General features: G+C 61.7%; 18 protein-coding genes. 7 read left to right on the forward strand and 11 right to left on the reverse strand.

What is annotated here, in order from left to right:
• The first annotated feature begins 91 nt into the window (after positions 1-91).
• Positions 92-1,495, forward strand: coding sequence for a NorM family multidrug efflux MATE transporter (locus ACS5Q8_RS28425; protein WP_276195433.1), 1,404 nt, complete (start codon positions 92-94; stop codon positions 1,493-1,495).
• A gap of 50 nt (positions 1,496-1,545) precedes the next feature.
• Here ACS5Q8_RS28425 and ACS5Q8_RS28430 read toward each other — a convergent pair whose 3' ends face one another.
• Positions 1,546-3,210, reverse strand: coding sequence for a putative bifunctional diguanylate cyclase/phosphodiesterase (locus ACS5Q8_RS28430; protein ID WP_276195434.1), 1,665 nt, complete (start codon positions 3,208-3,210; stop codon positions 1,546-1,548).
• Between the two features lie 255 nt (positions 3,211-3,465).
• Between ACS5Q8_RS28430 and rep the strand changes: the two genes are divergently transcribed.
• Positions 3,466-5,475 (forward strand): DNA helicase Rep, encoded by a 2,010-nt coding sequence (gene rep, locus ACS5Q8_RS28435; protein WP_276195435.1) that lies wholly within the window; start codon positions 3,466-3,468, stop codon positions 5,473-5,475.
• Positions 5,476-5,533: 58 nt separating this feature from the next.
• Complete coding sequence (locus ACS5Q8_RS28440; RefSeq protein ID WP_276195436.1) at positions 5,534-6,106, forward strand: xanthine phosphoribosyltransferase; 573 nt, start codon at positions 5,534-5,536, stop codon at positions 6,104-6,106.
• A gap of 160 nt (positions 6,107-6,266) precedes the next feature.
• Here ACS5Q8_RS28440 and ACS5Q8_RS28445 read toward each other — a convergent pair whose 3' ends face one another.
• The 6 genes from ACS5Q8_RS28445 to dadA form a co-directional block, all read right to left on the reverse strand.
• Complete coding sequence (locus tag ACS5Q8_RS28445; RefSeq protein ID WP_465159677.1) at positions 6,267-8,189, reverse strand: acetyl-CoA hydrolase/transferase C-terminal domain-containing protein; 1,923 nt, start codon at positions 8,187-8,189, stop codon at positions 6,267-6,269.
• Positions 8,190-8,326: 137 nt separating this feature from the next.
• Positions 8,327-8,737, reverse strand: a complete 411-nt coding sequence (locus tag ACS5Q8_RS28450; protein WP_465160376.1) for a c-type cytochrome — start codon at positions 8,735-8,737, stop codon at positions 8,327-8,329.
• Between the two features lie 182 nt (positions 8,738-8,919).
• A complete protein-coding gene (locus tag ACS5Q8_RS28455) occupies positions 8,920-9,468 on the reverse strand; it encodes a cupin domain-containing protein (RefSeq protein WP_247401978.1) in 549 nt (182 codons plus the stop codon).
• A 116-nt stretch (positions 9,469-9,584) separates the two neighbouring features.
• Positions 9,585-10,658, reverse strand: a complete 1,074-nt coding sequence (alr, locus tag ACS5Q8_RS28460; RefSeq protein WP_465159678.1) for an alanine racemase — start codon at positions 10,656-10,658, stop codon at positions 9,585-9,587.
• 79 nt (positions 10,659-10,737) lie between these two features.
• A complete protein-coding gene (locus ACS5Q8_RS28465; RefSeq protein ID WP_465159679.1) occupies positions 10,738-11,091 on the reverse strand; it encodes a RidA family protein in 354 nt (117 codons plus the stop codon).
• Positions 11,063-12,364 (reverse strand): D-amino acid dehydrogenase, encoded by a 1,302-nt coding sequence (dadA, locus tag ACS5Q8_RS28470; RefSeq protein WP_276195441.1) that lies wholly within the window; start codon positions 12,362-12,364, stop codon positions 11,063-11,065. The genes ACS5Q8_RS28465 and dadA overlap by 29 nt, the downstream gene beginning before the upstream one ends.
• Before the next feature lie 155 nt (positions 12,365-12,519).
• Here dadA and ACS5Q8_RS28475 point away from each other — a divergent pair, with 155 nt between their 5' ends.
• Positions 12,520-13,008 carry an Lrp/AsnC ligand binding domain-containing protein gene (locus tag ACS5Q8_RS28475; protein ID WP_003206849.1) on the forward strand — a complete coding sequence of 163 codons (489 nt, stop codon included), beginning with the start codon at positions 12,520-12,522 and terminating at the stop codon, positions 13,006-13,008.
• A 65-nt stretch (positions 13,009-13,073) separates the two neighbouring features.
• Here ACS5Q8_RS28475 and ACS5Q8_RS28480 read toward each other — a convergent pair whose 3' ends face one another.
• The gene (locus ACS5Q8_RS28480) at positions 13,074-13,427 is read right to left on the reverse strand and encodes a YkgJ family cysteine cluster protein (protein WP_276195442.1); all 354 of its coding nucleotides are present in this window, start codon (positions 13,425-13,427) and stop codon (positions 13,074-13,076) included.
• A 115-nt stretch (positions 13,428-13,542) separates the two neighbouring features.
• Here ACS5Q8_RS28480 and ACS5Q8_RS28485 point away from each other — a divergent pair, with 115 nt between their 5' ends.
• A complete protein-coding gene (locus tag ACS5Q8_RS28485) occupies positions 13,543-14,835 on the forward strand; it encodes an NAD(P)/FAD-dependent oxidoreductase (protein ID WP_443695337.1) in 1,293 nt (430 codons plus the stop codon).
• Between the two features lies 1 nt (position 14,836).
• On the opposite strand, the gene ACS5Q8_RS28490 is transcribed toward ACS5Q8_RS28485, so the two are convergent.
• Entirely contained in the window at positions 14,837-15,061 is a 225-nt protein-coding gene (locus ACS5Q8_RS28490) for a DUF1127 domain-containing protein (protein ID WP_276195444.1), read from the reverse strand.
• Between the two features lie 165 nt (positions 15,062-15,226).
• Between ACS5Q8_RS28490 and ACS5Q8_RS28495 the strand changes: the two genes are divergently transcribed.
• Both ACS5Q8_RS28495 and ACS5Q8_RS28500 read left to right on the forward strand, forming a co-directional pair.
• A complete protein-coding gene (locus ACS5Q8_RS28495; protein WP_465159680.1) occupies positions 15,227-16,651 on the forward strand; it encodes an aminotransferase-like domain-containing protein in 1,425 nt (474 codons plus the stop codon).
• A gap of 62 nt (positions 16,652-16,713) precedes the next feature.
• Positions 16,714-18,282 (forward strand): phospholipase D family protein, encoded by a 1,569-nt coding sequence (locus ACS5Q8_RS28500; RefSeq protein ID WP_426099906.1) that lies wholly within the window; start codon positions 16,714-16,716, stop codon positions 18,280-18,282.
• A 14-nt stretch (positions 18,283-18,296) separates the two neighbouring features.
• Here the strand turns inward: ACS5Q8_RS28500 and ACS5Q8_RS28505 are convergent, their stop codons facing one another.
• Both ACS5Q8_RS28505 and ACS5Q8_RS28510 read right to left on the reverse strand, forming a co-directional pair.
• A complete protein-coding gene (locus ACS5Q8_RS28505) occupies positions 18,297-19,439 on the reverse strand; it encodes an MFS transporter (RefSeq protein ID WP_247398325.1) in 1,143 nt (380 codons plus the stop codon).
• Positions 19,440-19,600: 161 nt separating this feature from the next.
• Positions 19,601-21,094, reverse strand: a complete 1,494-nt coding sequence (locus tag ACS5Q8_RS28510; RefSeq protein ID WP_465159681.1) for an aldehyde dehydrogenase — start codon at positions 21,092-21,094, stop codon at positions 19,601-19,603.
• Between the last annotated feature and the right edge of the window lie 26 nt (positions 21,095-21,120).

Consider the following 21,120-nt stretch of genomic DNA (forward strand, 5'->3'; position numbering starts at 1 on the left):
ATCATGCGAGCAATCGCTTTTATCCCTTTGTGCAATGGGCTGAGAGCGCCGAGAATCAGCCTTTTCCGAACCTTCCGAGCATTTGAGCGTGATGATCATCCAACATCCGGCACGTACCGAACTCTGGGCCATTCTGCGGCTAGCGGGGCCGCTGATTGCCTCACAGTTGGCGCACATGCTGATGGTGCTGACCGACACCCTGATGATGGCCCGCCTAAGCCCCGAGGCCCTGGCCGGCGGTGGCCTGGGCGCGGCGAGCTACTCGTTCGTGGCGATTTTCTGCATCGGCGTGATTGCTGCCGTGGGCACCCTGGTCGCCATCCGCCACGGCGCGGGCGACATCGACGGTGCCACCCGCCTGACCCAGGCCGGGCTGTGGCTAGCCTGGCTGATGGCCCTGGCGGCGGCGGTGCTGCTGTGGAACCTCAAGCCGGTGCTGCTGATGTTCGGCCAGACCGAGACCAACGTGGACGCGGCAGGACAATTCCTGACCATCCTGCCGTTCGCCCTGCCCGGCTATCTGAGCTTCATGGCCTTGCGCGGCTTCACCAGCGCCATCGGCAAGGCCACACCGGTGATGGTGATCAGCCTGGGCGGCACGCTGCTCAACTACCTGCTCAACCACGCGCTGATCGAGGGCATGTTCGGTCTGCCAAAACTCGGCTTGATGGGCATCGGCCTGGTCACGGCCATCGTCGCCAATGGGATGGCGCTGGCGCTGATGGGGTATATCCGCAGCAACCGTGCGTACTCGGCCTACCCGCTGAGCGCAGGCCTGTTGCGTCTGAACACCCAGTACTTGCGCGAGTTATGGCGCCTGGGCCTGCCGATTGGCGGCACCTACGCGGTGGAAGTCGGGTTGTTTGCCTTTGCAGCGCTGTGCATGGGCACCATGGGCAGTACGCAATTGGCGGCGCATCAGATCGCGCTGCAAATCGTCTCGGTGGCGTTCATGGTGCCAGCGGGGATGTCCTACGCGGTGACCATGCGCATCGGCCAGCACTATGGCGCCGGGCAACTGCTGCAGGCGCGCATGGCCGGGCGTGTCGGCATCGGCTTTGGCGCGGCGGTGATGTTGGGATTTGCCGCGGTGCTGTGGCTGTATTCCGATCCGCTGATCGGGCTATTCCTCGACCATAACGACCCGGCATTCCACGAGGTGATCGTGCTCGCCGTCAGCCTGCTGGCCGTGGCGGCCTGGTTCGAACTGTTCGACGGCGTGCAGACCATCGCCATGGGCTGCATCCGTGGGCTCAAGGACGCCAAGACCACCTTTCTGGTGGGCCTGGGTTGCTATTGGCTGATCGGTGCGCCGGCGGCCTGGATGATGGCCTTCACCCTGGGTTGGGGGCCAACCGGCGTGTGGTGGGGCCTCGCGCTGGGCCTGGCCTGCGCGGCGGTGAGCCTGACCTGGGCGTTTGAGGCGAAGATCAAGCGCATGATTCGGCACGAGCCAGACGCTCAACGCTCATTCCATGCCGCGCAGACCGACTAGAAGTCTTGCGCGGTTGAAATGTGGGAGCGGGTTGGCAAATAGAGGATGAGCTAGCCCAATAAAGCCTGCTGGTCCTTGCCAAACGTCAGGTAGTCCACCAGCTCCGGCAACGGCAGCGGCTTGCTGATCAGGTACCCCTGGGCCTGGTCGCAACCAAACAAACGCAACAGCGCCAACTGCTCCGCGGTTTCTACGCCTTCGGCCACCACTTCCAGATTCAGGTTGTGGGCCAGGTTGATCATGGCGTGAACCAGCTTGCGGTTTTCTTCGCGCTCTTCCATGCCGCCGACAAAACTCTTGTCGATTTTCAACAAGGCGATCGGCAGGCTATTGAGGTGTACGAACGATGAGAAACCAGTGCCGAAGTCGTCGAGGGAAAAGCGCACACCGAGGCGACCGAGGGCGTCCATGGTCTGCTTGACCAAATCACTGCGGCGCATCACGGCGGTTTCGGTCAGCTCGAATTCCAGCCATTGCGCATCCACCCCGCGCTCGGTAATCAGCCGGCTGAGGGTCGAAAGCAATTGGCTGTCCTGGAACTGGCGAAACGACAGGTTGACCGCCATATGCAGCGGCGGCAGGCCGCGTTCGCGCAGGTCCTGCATGTCGCGCAGGGCCCGGGAAATCACCCAGTAACCCAGCGGAACAATCAGCCCACTCTGTTCGGCCAGGGGCACGAATTCGCTGGGCGGCAACAGGCCGCGCTCGCCGTGGCGCCAACGCACCAGCGCTTCGAGACCGACGATATGGCCGTCGTCCAGGTCGAGGCGGGGTTGGTAATGCAGTTCCAGCTCGTCGCGACGCAGCGCTCGGCGCAATTCACTTTCCAGGTCGGCCAGGCTGCGGGCGTTGCGGTTGATGCGCTCGTTGAAGATATGAAAGGTGCAGCCCTGGGTGCCCTTGGCTTGCTGCATGGCGATATGGGCATGCCACATCAGCGGGTCGGCGCCGGCACGCGCGCGGGCATGCGCGACGCCCAGGCTACAGCCGATCAGCAGGCTTTCGCCATCCACCCAATACGGTTCAGCCATGGCTTCGGTGATGCGCTCGGCCATCCATTCGGCACGCTGGGGTGCGCGGCGGGTGTCGATCAGCAAGGCAAACTCATCGCTGCCCAGGCGTGCCAACTGGTCGCCGGCTTCGAGCTGGCTCTTGAGCCGCGAGACCACTTGCAGGATCAACCGGTCGCCGGCCTGGTGGCCGAGGGCATCGTTGGCGTGGCGGAAGTTGTCGAGGTCCAGGTGACCCAGGGCCAGGCCGCGACCTTCGTTGTCGGCCAGGCGCGCAGCCAGCAGGGTCTGGAAGCCCTGGCGGTTGGCGATGCCGGTCAGCGGGTCTTGTTCGGCCAGGCGCTGCAGGGTATTTTCCAACACACCGCGCTCGCGCACATGACGCAGGCAGCGGCGCAGGGTCGCGGTGTCCATGGCATGACGGACCAGCCAGTCACTGACCCCCAGGGGCGCCACCAGTGGCTCCAGTTCCAGCAACAACACGCACGGCAAGCTGCACCGCCCCGGGCCGGGTTGCAGGTTGGGCGTGGTCAACAGCACGGCGCTGTGGTCGTCCTCGAACAGACGACTCACCGAGTCCCAGTTGGGCGCACTGATCAGCACCGCCCCATCGCCCATCGGCACCAGGCACTCGCGCAACAATGCTGCCCACTCAGGCGCATCGGCCAGCAGCAGCAAACGCAAGGGTTCGACAGGCGTAGACAAGCTAGCTCCCTAGACTCTGCAAGATTTCGTTGGCGGCGGGCATTATGACGTGCGGCCTAGCAACCACCAATGATAATGTTTATCAAATACAAACCATGCGCACAATAGTCGCAAATACCCGCACATCCTGCGGCAAAGTAACAAAAGCGGCAAATTTAGATCGAGTGGTACGTCACACCGTCGATCCAAGGCAGCAGAATCTTGCCAGCCTGTTAAAATGCCCGCCCTTTTGAACAATGACTCCCTGAACTCTGTATGTCCCGACTCAATCCCCGGCAGCAAGAAGCCGTGAACTACGTCGGCGGCCCTCTATTGGTGCTCGCCGGTGCTGGCTCCGGCAAGACCAGCGTGATCACCCGCAAGATCGCGCACCTGATCCAGAACTGCGGCATCCGCGCCCAGTACATCGTCGCCATGACCTTTACCAACAAGGCGGCGCGGGAAATGAAAGAGCGTGTCGCCACCCTGCTCAAGGGTGGCGAAGGCCGTGGCCTCACTGTGTGTACCTTCCACAACCTGGGGCTGAACATCATCCGCAAGGAGCATGTGCGACTGGGCTACAAGCCAGGCTTCTCGATCTTCGACGAGACCGACGTCAAGGCCCTGATGACCGACATCATGCAGAAGGAATACGCGGGCGACGATGGCGTCGACGAGATCAAGAACATGATCGGCGCGTGGAAAAACGACCTGGTCCTGCCCGCCGAAGCCCTGGAAAACGCGCGCAACCCCAAGGAACAGACCGCCGCCATCGTCTACACCCACTACCAGCGCACGCTCAAGGCGTTCAACGCGGTGGACTTCGACGACCTGATCCTGCAGCCGGTCAAGCTGTTCCAGGAACACGCCGACATCCTCGAAAAGTGGCAGAACAAGGTGCGCTACCTGCTGGTGGACGAATACCAGGACACCAACGCCAGCCAGTACCTGCTGGTGAAGTTGCTGATCGGCAAGCGCAACCAGTTCACCGTGGTGGGTGACGACGACCAGTCGATCTACGCCTGGCGCGGTGCACGCCCGGAAAACCTGATGCTGCTCAAGGTCGACTACCCGTCCTTGAAAGTGGTGATGCTGGAGCAGAACTACCGCTCCACCAGCCGTATCCTGCGCTGCGCCAACGTGCTGATCTCGAACAACCCCCACGAGTTTGAAAAACAACTGTGGAGCGAGATGGGCCACGGCGATGAGATCCGCGTGATCCGCTGCCGCAACGAAGACGCCGAAGCCGAGCGCGTGGCCGTCGAACTGCTGACCCTGCACCTGCGCACCGACCGGCCCTACAGTGACTTTGCGATCCTGTATCGCGGGAACTACCAGGCCAAGTTGATCGAGCTGAAGCTGCAGCACCACCAGATTCCGTATCGTCTGTCGGGCGGCAACAGCTTTTTCGGACGCCAGGAAGTGAAAGACCTGATGGCCTACTTCCGGCTGATCGTGAACCCGGATGATGACAACGCCTTCCTGCGGGTGATCAACGTCCCACGCAGGGAAATCGGTTCGACGACGCTTGAGAAACTCGGCAACTACGCCACCGAACGCAAGATCTCGATGTACGCCGCCACCGACGAAATCGGCCTGGGCGAACACCTGGACACGCGCTTCACCGATCGCCTGTCGCGCTTCAAGCGCTTCATGGACAAAGTGCGCGAGCAGTGCGCCGGCGAAGACCCGATCAGCGCCCTGCGCAGCATGGTCATGGACATCGACTATGAAAACTGGCTACGCACCAACAGTTCCAGCGACAAGGCCGCGGATTACCGCATGGGCAACGTCTGGTTCCTGATCGAAGCGCTGAAGAACACCCTGGAAAAAGACGAAGACGGCGAAATGACCGTCGAAGACGCCATCGGCAAGCTGGTGCTACGCGACATGCTCGAGCGCCAGCAGGAAGAGGAAGACGGCGCCGAAGGTGTACAGATGATGACCTTGCATGCGTCCAAGGGCCTGGAATTTCCCTACGTGTTCATCATGGGCATGGAAGAGGAAATCCTCCCGCACCGCTCCAGCATCGAAGCCGACACCATCGAGGAAGAACGGCGCCTGGCCTACGTGGGCATTACCCGCGCGCGTCAGACACTGGCCTTCACCTTTGCCGCCAAGCGCAAGCAATACGGCGAAATCATCGATTGTGCCCCCAGCCGGTTCCTCGACGAACTGCCGCCGGACGACCTGGCCTGGGAAGGCAATGACGACACCCCGACCGAGGTGAAGGCCGTTCGCGGCAACACCGCCCTGGCGGATATACGCGCGATGTTAAAGCGCTAGAATTGACTATTTTTTAATCTACTTTCGGCGCACTGCGCGCCATTAGAGGAAGCGTTCCGTGGAAGCACTGCACAAGAAAATTCGCGAAGAAGGCGTCGTGCTTTCCGATCAGGTACTCAAGGTCGACGCCTTTCTGAACCACCAGATCGACCCGGCGCTGATGAAACTGATCGGCGACGAATTCGCCGCGCTGTTCAAAGATTCGGGCATCACCAAGATCGTCACCATCGAAGCCTCGGGGATAGCCCCGGCGATCATGACCGGCCTGAACCTCGGCGTGCCGGTAATCTTCGCCCGTAAGCAGCAGTCCCTGACCCTGACCGAAAACCTGCTGTCGGCGACGGTGTATTCCTTCACCAAGAAAGTCGAAAGCACCGTGGCGATCTCGCCGCGCCACCTGACCAGCAGCGACCGCGTACTGATCATCGATGACTTCCTGGCCAACGGCAAAGCATCCCAGGCGCTGATCTCGATCATCAAACAGGCCGGCGCCACCGTTGCCGGCGTGGGGATTGTGATCGAGAAGTCGTTCCAGGGTGGGCGTGCCGAACTGGATGCGCAGGGTTATCGGGTTGAGTCGCTGGCGCGGGTGAAATCGCTGAGCGGTGGTGTCGTCACCTTCATCGAGTAATTTGCTACACAGCAAATACCAGGTGAGCACGGATCAAAATGTGGGAGGGGCGGTGCGACGATTCGACTTGCCCCCGATAGCGGTGTATCAGTCACCAAATGTGTTGGCTGACCCACTGCTATCGGGGGCAAGTCGAATCGTCGCACCGCCCCTCTCACATTTAGTGCGCGGTGGCCTGGAGGCCGGCGAGCAACAGCCGCTGATACACGTCCTCCTTCAAACCTTCAGGCTTATCCAACCGCATCCGCTTCAGATGCTCTGGAAACGCCTCCGGCTCCGGTGCATCCAGCGCCGCCTTGCCCAAGTCGAAAATCTCGCTCAGCTTGAATTTGCTCTTGAGCCAGTTCAACGCCCGCAACAGATCCCGCTCCTCATCCGTGAAGTCAGTGCCCAGCGGATACTCCGGAAACAATCGGCGATGCCGTGCCTGAAGGGCCTGAAGCCGCTCCGGAGTATTGTCGGTAAAGCGCGGGTCCAGCTGGAAATCCTGGGGTAACTTGCCAGCCTTTTGCGCCTGCTCGATCAAGTCGCCCTGGAACCTGGAGTCGGTGATGTTGAGCAACGCCTCGATCACCTTGGCGTCGGTCTGACCGCGCAAGTCGGCAATTCCGTATTCGGTGATCACAATGTCCCGCAGGTGCCGTGGGATGGTGCAATGGCCGTACTCCCAAACGATATTGGAACTGACCTCTCCCCCCGCTTCGCGCCAACTGCGCAGCATCAGGATCGAGCGCGCGCCTTCCAGCGCGTGGCCCTGGGCAACGAAGTTGTACTGCCCGCCCACGCCACTGAGCACGTGGCCACCTTCCAGTTGGTCGGCAACCCCGGCGCCGAGCAAGGTCACCACGATCGCGCTGTTGATAAACCGCGCATCCAGACGCTGCAAACGCTTGAGTTCTTCCTGCCCGTACAGCTCGTTGATGTAACTGATGCGCGTCATGTTGAATGCCTGACGCTTGGCGAGCGGCATGTCCTGCAAACGTTGGTAGAAACTGCGCGGGCCAACGAAAAAACCGCCATGGATCGAAACGCCGTCGGGCTGCGCCGCGTCATCGAGCAGGCCGGCATTCGCCTGTTCCTGGGTTGCCACATCCGGGTAGACCTTGCGCCGCACAATCCCGGCATCCGTCAATACCAGCAGGCCGTTGACGAACATTTCGCTGCAACCATAAAGGCCTTTGGCGAAGGGCTCAACGCCACCTTCACGGCTGATCAGCGGCGCCCACTGGTACACATCGAGGTCGGTCAGCAGCAGCCGATAGGCTTCATTATCCGCCTGGCGCGCGAGCAAGGCGGCGGTCAGCGCATCGCCCATCGAACCGATCCCGATCTGCAAGGTGCCGCCATCACGCACCAGCGTACTGGCATGCAGGCCGATAAAGTGGTCCTGGAAGCCCACCGGCATATTCGGCGTGGAGAACAGCGTGGTGCTGTCCTTTTCATCGAGCAGGTAGTCGAATTCATCCATGCCCAGCTCCGAATCACCGGGCATGTAGGGCAGATCGGTGTGGACCTGGCCGACAATCAGCACGGTTTCCCCGGCGGCGCGGCGCTTGGCGATCATCGGCAGCAGGTCGAGGGTGATATCGGGGTTGCAGCTCAGGCTCAGCCGGTCGGGGTGTTCGGCGCTGCTGGCCACCAGTTGCGCCACCAGGTTCAGGCCCGCGGCGTAGATATCGCGCGCGGCGTGGCTGTAGTTACTGCTGACGTAGTCCTGTTGCGCTGATTGGCTGTGAAGCAGGCTGCCTGGCTGCATGAAAAATTGCTGTACGTGGATATTTTTTGGAAGACTGTCTTTATGCAGAGCGGCGAGGAAATCCAGCTCGGGATAGTCGCCAAACACCCGTTCGGTAAACGGTTCCAGGAAGCGCTTCTGTAAGCCATCGCCCAACGCCGGGCGACCCAGGCTCAATGCGGTGTAGATCGTCAGCGCCCGCTCCGGCAGCTTGGCGATACGGCGGTACAGCGCATTAACGAACAAATTGGGCTTGCCCAGGCCCAGAGGCAAGCCCATGTGGATATGCGCCGGCAAGCGCGCAAGTACGTCGTCAACGGCTTGCTCGATTGAACATAACTGCACCATCCGACCCTCCTGAACATTTCGTGATTAGGGGTTGGACAGAGAGTGGCGGGTCTTTGCTGCAAAGAACAGCCTCTAAACATAAATCGAGGGCACAAAAAAGCCGCTCGTAAGCGGCATTTTTGACGAAGATCGCTGGATTACAACCCGGACATCTTCTTGATTGCGCCCTTCAGATCAGCATCCGAGCAATCAGCACACGTGCCTTTTGGCGGCATGGAATTGATACCCGTGATCGCCTTGGCCAGGATGCCGTCGAGGCCGCCCTGGTGGTCGGCGCGGTCTTTCCAGGCGGCGGTGTCGCCGATTTTCGGGGCGCCCAACAGGCCGGTTTGGTGGCACGCACTGCAGTGCTTGGTGATGATCTCATCCGGTGTTTTTGCACCGCCGCCGCCCGCTGTTACGGCGACTTCCATCCCCTTGCACTCCTGCCCCTGCACACACACTTGGCCAACAGGCTCCAGGCGCTTGGCAATGTCATCATTGGTCGCAGCTTGAGCGCTGACAGCCCATAGGGCCAGTACGGTTGCTGGTACAGCCAGCATTTTCATAATTAGGTTCACGCGTTCACCCTCAATGGTGGCTATTCACGCCTGCGGCCACGGTTTCGCAGGCGGCGAAAGTATAACGGTTAGCCCGCTTGGCTGAAACAACCCTATTAAGCAAAGGGAGATTCAGTTTCGCGGAATACGGCTGCGGGTGTCTCTGCAATGCTGGCAGGACGCCTCTTCTGTCAAAAGTTCGCGGGTGTGGCTGCGCTGATTAGTCGCGCCGGCACATCGAACGGATTGCGAAAACGATGGGGTTTGGTGCTTTCAAAGTAGTAGCTATCGCCGGCTTCGAGCACAAAAGTTTCAAGACCGACCACCAACTCCAGGCGACCTTCCACCAAAATCCCGGTTTCCTCGCCTTCATGGGTGAGCATTTCTCCGCCGGTATCGGCGCCAGGCGGATAAATTTCGTTGAGAAACGTGATCGCCCGGCTCGGATGTGCGCGGCCCACCAGTTTCATGGTGACAGCGCCGTCGGAGATGTCGATCAGCTCGTTGGCTTTATAGACGATCTGGGTCGGTATTTCCTCGAGGATTTCCTCGGAAAAGAACTCGACCATCGACATAGGGATGCCGCCCAGCACCTTGCGCAAGGAACTGATGGAAGGGCTGACACTGTTCTTTTCGATCATCGAAATGGTGCTGTTGGTGACACCCGCACGCTTGGCGAGCTCACGCTGGGAAAGACCCTTCAGCTTACGGATGGATTGCAGTCGTTCGCCGACGTCCAATGCGGGAGCCTCCTAGGATTCAGGCTTTGTTGTAATTGAGCGTTATCATGGCGACAGCGTTCAGTATTTACAACACTTGAGCCTAAATCCTCGCCAGCTCCGTTCGTAACGGCCGATCAAGCGCCGGAATAGAGCCTTGGCACGCGGTGCAGGTTGCAGAATATCTGGTAAGGGATGGTCTCGGCGGCGACTGCGATGTCACTGGCGAGGATGTTCTTGCCCCACAACTCCACGGTGGAACCGAGGCCGGCCTGGGGCACGTCGGTGAGGTCGATGCACAGCATGTCCATGGATACGCGGCCCAGTAACTGGCTGCGCTGCCCCGCCACCAACACCGGCGTACCGGTGGGCGCGTGACGCGGATAACCGTCGGCATAACCCATCGCAACCACGCCGATCCGCATCGATTTGGGCGTGATGAACTTGGCGCCGTAGCCTACCGGCTCGCCGGCCGGCAATTCGCGCACGCAGATGACTTTCGACTCCAGGGTCATCACCGGCTGCAAGCGTGCGGCGATGGCCTGGTCTTCACCAAACGGCGTCGCGCCGTACAACATGATGCCCGGGCGCACCCAGTCGCTGGACACATTCGGCCAGCCCATCACCGAGGGTGAATTGCGCAGGCTGACCTCAGCCGACAAGCCCTGGCGCGCTGCCTCGAACACCGCTACTTGTTCATTGCTGCGCACACAATCGAGCTCATCGGCGCGGGCGAAGTGGCTCATCAGCACGATCTTCGCCACCTTACCGCTGGCCAGCAGGCGCTGGTACGCCTCGTGGTAATCCTTGGGATGCAGGCCGACGCGGTGCATGCCCGAATCCAGCTTGAGCCAGAGGGTCAGTGGCTTGCTCAACTTGGCCTGTTCGATCGCCTCCAGTTGCCACAGCGAATGCACCACGCACCAGAAATCATGCTCGACGATCAGCGGCAGCTCGTCGGCTTCGAAAAACCCTTCGAGCAGCAATACCGGCGCGCGGATGCCGGCGGCCCGCAGTTCCAGCGCTTCCTCGATACACGCCACGGCAAAACCATCGGCCTCGGCTTCCAGCGCCTGGGCCACGCGCACGGCACCATGGCCGTAGGCATCGGCCTTGACCACGGCGAGGGCCTTGGCCCCCGTGACTTCACGGGCCAGTTGGTAGTTGTTGCGCAGGGCTTGGAGGTCGATCAGGGCACGGGCTGGACGCATGGCGGCAGGCTTCTAGGCGGCAGAGTGAAAAAAAACCGGCACCGACCAACAACATCGGTGCCGGGAGAGGGATCGTTGCTTAAGGCAGGGCGGCCACGACGGACAGCTCCACCAGGATCTGCGGTTCGCACAGTTTCGCTTCAACCGTCGCGCGGGCCGGGGCAACGCCTTTAGGCAGCCACGTGTCCCACACTGAGTTCATGCCGGCGAAATCGGCGTCAATGTCTTTCAGGTAGATCGTCACCGACAGCAACTTGGTCTTGTCGGTACCGGCCAGGTCCAGCAGGCGCTCGATAGTAGCCAGCGCTTCACGGGTCTGCTGTTCAACCCCGGCACTCAAGTCATCGCCGACTTGCCCTGACAAATACACGGTCCCGCTGTGGGCAACGATCTGGCTCATGCGCTCATTGGTGAGCTGGCGCTGGATTGACATGTTTTTCAGACTCCTGGTGGTTGCCATAACGGGAAATATCGAGGCCTTCGGCGCTGATCTGCGGCGTCTTCTTCGCCATCAGGTCCGCCAGCAAACGACCGGAACCGCATGCCATGGTCCAACCGAGGGTGCCGTGGCCGGTGTTCAGGAACAGGTTCTTGAACGGGGTGGCACCGACAATCGGCGTGCCGTCGGGAGTGGTTGGGCGCAGCCCGGTCCAAAAGATCGCTTCGCTCAGATCGCCGCCCTGAGGATAAAGGTCGTTGACGATCATCTCCAGGGTTTCACGCCGACGCGGGTTAAGCGACAGGTCAAAACCGGCTATTTCAGCCATGCCGCCGACACGGATACGGTTGTCGAAACGGGTGATCGCGACCTTGTAGGTCTCGTCGAGAATGGTCGACGTCGGCGCCATCGCCGGGTTGGTGATCGGCACGGTCAGCGAGTAGCCCTTGAGCGGGTACACCGGCGCCTTGATCCCCAACGGCTTGAGCAACTGCGGCGAGTAACTGCCGAGGGCCAGCACGTAGCGGTCGGCGGTTTCCAGCTTGCCGTCGATCAACACGCCGTTGATGCGATCACCGGCGTAGTCGAGGCGTTGGATATCCTGTTCGAACCGGAATTCGACGCCCAACTGCTTGCACATGTCGACCAGGCGGGTGGTGAACATCTGGCAGTCGCCGGTCTGGTCGTTCGGCAGGCGCAGGGCACCGGCGAGGATGTCGGTGACACTGGCCAGGGCCGGTTCGACGCGGGCGATGCCGGCGCGGTCGAGCAATTCGAACGGCACGCCGGACTCTTTCAACACGGCGATATCTTTGGCCGCCCCATCGAGTTGGGCCTGGGTGCGGAACAGTTGGGTCGTACCGAGGCTGCGGCCTTCGTAGGCAATCCCGGTTTCAGCGCGCAGCTCGTCGAGGCAGTCGCGGCTGTACTCGGACAGGCGGACCATGCGCTCCTTGTTCACCGCATACCGGCTGGCGGTGCAGTTGCGCAGCATCTGCGCCATCCACAGGTATTGGTTGATATCAGCGGTAGCCTTGATCGCCAGCGGCGCATGGCGTTGCAGCAGCCACTTGATGGCCTTGAGCGGCACACCCGGCGCAGCCCATGGCGAAGCGTAGCCTGGAGACACTTGGCCGGCGTTGGCGAAACTGGTTTCCATGGCAGCGGCAGGCTGACGATCGACCACGACCACCTCAAAACCGGCTCGCGCCAAATAGTAGGCACTGGTCACACCAATGACGCCGCTACCCAAGACCAGAACGCGCATTTTTATATCCTCATCGCGGCTTGACCGCCGACGTGTGTTGTTCGAGCAATAATGTGAGCAGTATAAAAAGCAATCACCAGTGCATTTCACTATATAAATGCTTATATTTGGCGACAATTCTCGGCAAAAACCCTTTTAACAGAGGCGTATCCCCTATGCGTACCAACACCCAGACCAAGCGGGAGCTGGACAAGATCGACCGCAATATCCTGCGCATCCTGCAAGCCGACGGGCGTATTTCGTTCACGGAGCTGGGGGAAAAGGTCGGGCTGTCGACCACCCCCTGCACCGAGCGCGTGCGCCGCCTGGAGCGTGAAGGGATCATCATGGGCTACAACGCGCGGCTCAACCCCCAGCATTTGAAGGGGAGTTTGCTGGTATTTGTCGAGATCAGCCTCGATTACAAATCCGGCGACACCTTTGAAGAATTCCGCCGCGCCGTGCTGAAATTGCCCCATGTGCTGGAGTGCCACCTAGTGTCGGGGGACTTCGACTACCTGGTGAAAGCGCGGATTTCCGAGATGGCCTCGTACCGCAAGTTGCTCGGCGACATCCTGCTCAAACTGCCCCATGTGCGGGAGTCCAAGAGCTATATCGTGATGGAGGAAGTGAAAGAGAGCCTCAATCTGCCGATCCCCGACTGACTGACACAACTGGGTCAATGTGGGAGGGGGCTTGCCCCCTCCCACATTTTGACCGCATACCTCTGTTAGACCAGCACCTGCCGGGTACTCGCCATGTATTCATGGATCTGCTTCTCGACGCGCGGGTGAATCAGCTCCACCGGCCCGCGCCCATTGGGGCACGGCAAGGTCTTTGTGGTGCCGAAAAGCCTACAGATCAGCGGTCGCTCGCCATACACCGTGCAGCCATTGGGGCCCAGGTGGACACAGTTTAATTCGTCCATGGCAGCTTCCTGCTCGGCAGCGGTCTTACGCGGCAGGCGCGACATTTCCTCGGGTGAGGTCGTCACCGGCCCACAGCAATCGTGGCAGCCGGGGACGCACTCGAACGAGGGAATCTGTCGGCGCAACGCGCTGATTTTCTGACTGTTGCAACTCATCGAAACACGTACCGAACGGCGAATAGGCGTGGATTCTGCCGCAAAAGCCCACGGTGAGACAGCTTCGTCCGACCGCTGTATCCTGCGTCAAGTTTTCCAAACAGGGATATTCCCCATGACCGCCAGTGCCCGGCACACCGCTTCCTACTACGCCGCCAGCAGCCTGCCGCAACCCGACTACCCGGCGTTGGCCGGCGAAAGGGTTGCCGACGTGTGCGTGATCGGCGGTGGTTTTTCCGGGCTCAACACCGCCCTGGAACTGGCCGAACGTGGGTTCAGCGTGGTGCTGCTGGAGGCGCGCAAGATTGCCTGGGGCGCCAGCGGGCGCAACGGCGGCCAATTGATTCGCGGCGTCGGCCACGGCCTGGAGCAGTTCGCCAATGTGATCGGCACCGACGGCGTGCGCCAGATGAAATTGATGGGCCTGGAGGCGGTAGAAATTGTGCGCCAGCGCGTCGAGCGCTTCCAGATCGCCTGTGACCTGACCTGGGGTTACTGCGACCTGGCCAACAAACCCCGCGACCTGCTCGGCCTCGCCGAAGACGCCGAAGCGTTGCGCAGCCTGGGCTATCGCCATGAAGTACGCCTGCTGCAAGCCGGCGAAATGGGCAGCGTGATCGGCTCCGACCGCTACGTGGGCGGCATGATCGACATGGGCTCGGGCCACCTGCACCCGCTGAACCTGGCCCTCGGCGAAGCGGCCGCCGCAGCGCAACTGGGCGCGCAACTGTTCGAGCACTCCGAAGTGACGCGCATCGACTACGGCCCCGAGGTCAACGTACACACCGCCCGCGGCAATGTGCGCGCCAAGACCCTGGTGCTGGCCTGCAATGCCTACCTGAATGGCCTGAACCCCCAACTGAGCGGCAAAGTGCTGCCCGCCGGCAGCTACATCATCGCCACCGAGCCGTTAAGCGCAGCCCAGGCCGCCCAGTTACTGCCGCAAAACATGGCGGTGTGTGATCAGCGGGTGACGGTGGACTACTTCCGCCTGTCCGCCGACCGTCGCCTGCTGTTCGGCGGCGCCTGTCATTATTCCGGCCGCGACCCGCAGGACATCAGCGCCTACATGCGACCGAAGATGTTGCAGGTGTTCCCGCAACTGGCCGACGTGAAGATCGACTACCAATGGGGCGGCATGATCGGCATCGGCGCCAACCGCTTGCCGCAGATCGGCCGATTGGCGGATCAACCCAATGTGTATTACGCCCAGGCCTACGCCGGTCATGGCCTCAACGCTACGCACCTGGCGGGCAAGCTGCTGGGCGAAGCCATCAGCGGCCAGCAGCAGGGACGTTTCGATCTGTTCGCCCAGGTGCCGCACATCACCTTCCCCGGCGGCAAGCACTTGCGCTCGCCGCTGTTGGCGCTGGGGATGCTCTGGCACCGGCTGAAAGAACAGGTGTGACTCAACGGCGCCAGAACGGCTTCAGGCCTTCCTGGCGCGCCTGCTCGGCGGTCAGCCCGATATCCCGCAGTTGCTCGGCAGTCAGGTCCAGCAACGCCTTACGCGTGTGGCGGCGACACCAGAACAGGCTCCAGCGGTTGCGCGTCAGGGTCGACATCGTCGGCTCCTGCCCAGCTTCCAGTTCCTGACTGTGTAACGTCAGCCGCACATCGCTCATCCCGTTCATTTTGCTGCCCTCATTTGCTGGTTGCCATGAGTGACTAGAATGAGCGGGCGGACAAAACCATTACAGATTCAACCGAATTTTATTAAATCCATACAGACACTGCCCACGAACGGCTGAATCCTGTATTTTCCCTGGATCTGTACTGGTCCTTTGGGAGTGATCACCGTGACCCTTTACGTCAACCTCGCCGAATTGCTGGGCACCCGCATCGAGCAAGGCTTCTACCGCCCCGGCGATAGGCTGCCTTCTGTACGGGCCTTGAGCGTGGAGCACGGGGTCAGTTTGAGCACCGTGCAGCAAGCGTATCGCGTGCTGGAAGACAACGGCCTGGCGATGCCGAAGCCCAAGTCCGGTTACTTTGTGCCCGCGAGCCGTGAGCTGCCGGCCTTGCCCGAAGTCGGCCGCCCGGCCCAGCGCCCGGTGGAAATTTCCCAGTGGGACCAGGTACTCGAGTTGATTCGCGCAGTGCCGCGTAAAGATGTCATACAGATGGGGCGCGGCATGCCGGACGTGTTGTCGCCCACCCTCAAGCCCCTGCTGCGCAGCCTGGCCCGCGTCAGCCGGCGTCAGGATCTGCCGGGGTTGTATTACGACAACATCCTCGGCTGTAAGGAACTGCGCGAGCAAATCGCTCGACTGTCATTGGATTCCGGCTGCCAATTGACCGCCGAAGACATCGTGATCACCACCGGCTGCCATGAAGCGCTGTCCGCCAGCATCCGTGCCATTTGCGAGGCAGGCGATATCGTCGCGGTAGACTCGCCGAGCTTCCACGGCGCCATGCAAACCCTCAAGGGCCTGGGCATGAAAGCCCTGGAAATCCCTACGGACCCGCTCACCGGCATCAGCCTCGAAGCCCTGGAACTGGCCCTGGAACAGTGGCCGATCAAAATCATTCAACTGACCCCCAACTGCAACAACCCCTTGGGCTACATCATGCCGGAGGCGCGCAAGCGGGCACTGCTGACCCTGGCCCAGCGCTTTGACGTGGCGATCATCGAAGACGATGTGTATGGCGAACTGGCCTACAGCTACCCGCGCCCGCGCACCATCAAATCCTTCGACGAAGATGGTCGCGTATTGCTCTGCAGCTCCTTCTCGAAAACCCTGGCGCCGGGGCTGCGGATTGGCTGGGTCGCTCCGGGCCGCTACCTGGAGCGGGTGCTGCACATGAAATACATCAGCACCGGCTCCACCGCGACCCAGCCGCAGATCGCCATCGCTGAATTTCTCAAAGGCGGCCATTTCGAACCGCATTTGCGGCGGATGCGCACGCAATACCAACGTAATCGCGACTTGATGCTCGACTGGGTCAGCCGTTATTTCCCCGCAGGCACCCGCGCCAGCCGACCTCAAGGCAGCTTCATGCTGTGGATTGAGCTGCCGGAAGGCTTCGACACCCTCAAGCTCAACCGTGCGTTGATGGAACAAGGCGTACAAATCGCCGTGGGCAGTATCTTTTCCGCTTCCGGCAAGTACAGGAACTGCCTGCGCATGAACTACGCGGCCAAACCTACGCCGCAGATTGAAGAGGCGGTGCGCAAGGTCGGCGCCGCCGCGAGCAAGATGCTGGCCGAGGCCGCCGACTGACCTTTCCCGGGAAATAGCCGTCATATGTCGACAAACGCCCTGATGTGGAAGCAGCGCCCTTGATGACTCGACGGCTTTTAGCGTTTTTCCTGGTGGGCGCCCTGGCCCTGGGCGGCTGCGCTACGGTCGATGTGCCGCGCATCCCCAGCGACGCCCTGCCGGCGGCGCAATCGTCGTTCGGTCGCTCGATCCAGGCCCAGGCCGCGCCGCATCAGGGCCGCTCCGGCTTTCGCTTGCTGCCCAACAGCAGCGAGGCGTTCATGGCCCGTGCCGAACTGATCCGCAACGCCCAGACCAGCCTCGACCTGCAGTACTACATCGTCCACGACGGCATCAGCACTCGCCTGCTCGTGGATGAACTGCTCAAGGCCGCCGACCGTGGCGTGCGCGTGCGCATCCTGCTGGACGACACCACCAGCGACGGCCTCGATCAGGTCATCGCCACCCTCGCCGCCCACCCCAACATCCAGATTCGCCTATTCAACCCGTTGCACCTGGGGCGCAGCACCGGCGTGACGCGGGCCATGGGGCGCCTGCTCAACCTGTCGCGGCAACATCGACGCATGCACAACAAGCTGTGGCTGGCGGACAACAGCGCGGCCATCGTCGGCGGGCGTAACCTGGGCGACGAATATTTCGACGCCGAACCGAACCTGAATTTCACCGATATCGACATGCTCAGCGTGGGCCCGGTGGCCGAGCAACTGGGCCACAGTTTCGACCAGTACTGGAACAGCGCACTGAGCAAACCCATCGATGAGTTCGTCTCTAACCTGCCGTCCAAAGGTGACTTGAGCAAAGGACGCTTGCGCCTGGAAGAGTCACTGGCCCAATCGCGCCAACAGAACCACGCGCTCTACAACCGTCTACGCATCTACAAGACCGAACCGCGCCTGGACATCTGGCGCAGCGAGCTGATCTGGGCCTGGAACCAGGCACTGTGGGACGCACCGAGCAAGGTACTCGCCAAGGCTGATCCGGACCCACGGCTGCTGCTGACCACCCAACTGGCGCCGGAGTTGGCAGGCGTCGACCATGAGCTGGTGATGATCTCGGCGTATTTCGTGCCGGGCCAGCCGGGCCTGGTGTACTTGACCGGACGCGCAGACGCGGGCGTCTCGGTAAGCCTGCTGACCAACTCCCTCGAAGCCACCGACGTTCCGGCCGTACACGGCGGCTACGCACCCTATCGCAAGGCGCTGCTGGAGCACGGCGTGAAACTCTATGAGTTGCGCCGCCAACCGGGTGCGCCCGGCACAGGCAGCGGGCCACACCTGTTTCGTCGCGGCACCTTCCTCGGCTCGGACTCCAGCCTGCACAGCAAGGCGATGATTTTTGATCGGCAGAAATCGTTTATCGGCTCGTTCAACTTCGACCCGCGCTCGGTGCTGTGGAACACCGAAGTCGGCGTGCTGGTGGACAGCCCCGAGCTGGCCGAGCACGTGCGCAACCTGGCGCTGCAAGGCATGGCGCCAGCATTGAGCTACGAAGCAAAACTACAGGATGGCCAGGTGGTGTGGACGACCGAGGATAACGGGCAACTGCACACCCTGACCCGCGAGCCCGGCAGTTGGTGGCGCCGTTTCAACGCCTGGTTCGCCACCTCCGTCGGCCTGGAACGCATGCTCTAAGACCAAATCAGGTGCTAGGCCGATTGCACGACGCCAAACGCGCCCTGGCGCAACAACAGCACCACCAGCCCAAGCGCTCCCGCCGCCATCAGCCACGGCAACGCCTGCCCGCTGACCCACTGACTGCCCGCACCGGCGACCAAAGGCCCGATCAGGCAACCGATGCCCCAGAGTTGCGCCACGTGGGCATTGGCGCGCACCAGCGCATCGTCGCGGTAACGCTCGCCAATCAGGATCAACGACAACGTAAACAACCCGCCCGCACTGGCGCCGAACAGCACCCACACCGGCCAGATCAACGGCGTGTGCAGCAACAACGGAATCGCCAGGCTCGACGCCAGCAACACGAGGGCGCAACTCAAGAACAGCGTGCGGCGCGGTAGGTAGTCGGCCAGTGCGCCGATGGGCAACTGCAGCAACGCGTCGCCCACCACCACTGTACTGACCATCGCCAGGGCGACCTCGGCCGTGAAGCCCTGTTGCAGGCAATACACCGGCAGCAGCGTCAGAATCATCGCCTCGAACGCAGCGAACAACGCCACCGCCCAGGCAATCGCCGGCAGGCTCCGGCAAAAGCGCCACAGCTCGGCAAACGTCACGCTGAAGGAGTCGGCGGTCGGCGCCCCGGAACGCCCCAGCAACAGCAACGGCGCCAGCGTCAACAGGCCTACGCCCACCCAGAACCCATAATCATGGTCGGTGCCCAGCAGGCCCAACAACAACGGCCCCGACAACTGGCTCAACGCATAGGTGCAGCCATACAGCGCCACCAGCCGGCCACGCCATTGCTCCACCACCAACTGGTTGATCCAGCTTTCGCCCAGGATAAACACGATGGTCAGGATCACCCCGATCATCAGCCGCAGCACCAGCCACACCGGGTAGCTCGGCAGAATCGCCAGCAGGCCGATGGACACCGCCCCCGCCCACAGGCACAAGCGCATCAGGTGGGCGGTGCCCAGCCAGGACGCCAGCCGGCTGGAGACCTTCGCCCCCAACAGCACGCCGAAGGCCGGCATCGCAGCCATCACCCCGATGGCGAAGCTGCCGTAGCCCCAGCCTTCCAGGCGCAGGGATACCAACGGCATGCTGACGCCCAACGCCAGGCCGACGCTGAGCACCGAGGCCAGGACGGCGAAATAAGTCGCCCAACGCATTTCCACGCTCCTGTGGATAACTATTTTCAGGGTTGTAAACGAACTGTAGGAGCGAGTTTGCTCACGAAGAACTCAAAGACACCGCGTTCAACCAGACAGCACGCGTTATCGTTGACGTTTTTCGCGAGCACGCTCGCTCCTACAGGGGGCTGCGGTGTTGCTTAGAGCTTGATCCAGGTCGCCTTCAGCTCGGTGTACTTGTCGAACGCATGCAGCGACTTGTCGCGACCGTTACCCGACTGCTTGAAGCCGCCAAACGGCGCGGTCATGTCACCGCCGTCGTACTGGTTGACCCATACGCTACCGGCGCGCAAGGCTTTGGCGGTGAGGTGCGCCTTGGAGAGATCCGCCGTCCACACTGCTGCGGCCAGGCCGTATTGGGTGTCGTTGGCGATGGCGATGGCTTCTTCGGCGCTGTCGAAGGTGAGCACCGAGAGCACCGGGCCGAAGATTTCTTCCCGGGCAATCTTCATGGCGTTGGTTACGCCGTCGAAAATCGTCGGTTCGACGTAGGTGCCGCCGGTCTCTTCCAGGATGCGCTTGCCACCGGCCACCAATTTGGCGCCGTCGGCGTGGCCGGCTTCGATGTAGGACAGCACGGTGTTCATCTGTTGAGTGTCCACCAGCGCGCCGACGTTCGTGGCCGGGTCCAGCGGGTTGCCTGGCTTCCAGCCCTTCAGCGCAGCGATCACCAGCGGTAGGAATTTATCCTTGATGGAACGCTCCACCAGCAGGCGCGAACCGGCGGTGCAAACTTCACCCTGGTTGAAGGCAATGGCACCGGCGGCGGATTCGGCGGCGGCTTGCAGGTCCGGGGCATCGGCGAACACGATGTTCGGGCTCTTGCCGCCCGCCTCCAGCCATACCCGCTTCATGTTCGACTCACCGGAGCGGATCAACAACTGTTTGGCGATTTTGGTGGAACCGGTGAACACCAGGGTGTCGACATCCATGTGCAGCGCCAGCGCGTTACCCACGGTGTGGCCATAACCCGGCAGCACGTTGAACACGCCTTTTGGAATACCGGCCTCAACGGCCAGGGCCGCGATGCGGATGGCAGTCAGCGGGGATTTTTCGGACGGCTTGAGGATCACGGAGTTACCGGTGGACAGCGCCGGCCCGAGTTTCCAGCAAGCCATCATCAGCGGGAAGTTCCACGGCACGATGGCGCCGACCACACCGATCGGCTCACGGGTCACCAGACCCAATTGATCGTGAGGGGTGGCGGCAACCTCATCGTAAATCTTGTCGATTGCCTCGCCGCTCCAGCTCAGGGCATTCGCCGCGCCAGGTACATCGATGTTCAGGGCATCGCTGATCGGCTTGCCCATGTCCAGGGTTTCCAGCAGCGCCAGCTCTTCGGCATTGGCCTTGAGCAACGCGGCGAAACGGATCATGGTGGCCTTGCGCTTGGCCGGCGCCAGGCGCGACCAGACACCGGAATTGAACGTGGCGCGGGCATTTTCCACGGCGCGCTGGGCGTCGGCGGCGTCACAACTGGCAACGCTGGTCAGCAGGCGGCCATCGACCGGGCTGATGCATTCAAACGTGTCGCCGGAAACCGCAGCGGTGTACTCGCCATTGATATAGGCGCGACCTTCGATCTTCAGGTCCTTGGCGCGTTGTTCCCAGTCGGCACGGGTCAGGGTGGTCATGCGAGTGTCCTCCTCTTATTGAATAC

The sequence above is a fragment of the Pseudomonas sp. PAMC25584 genome (genome assembly GCF_058135675.1).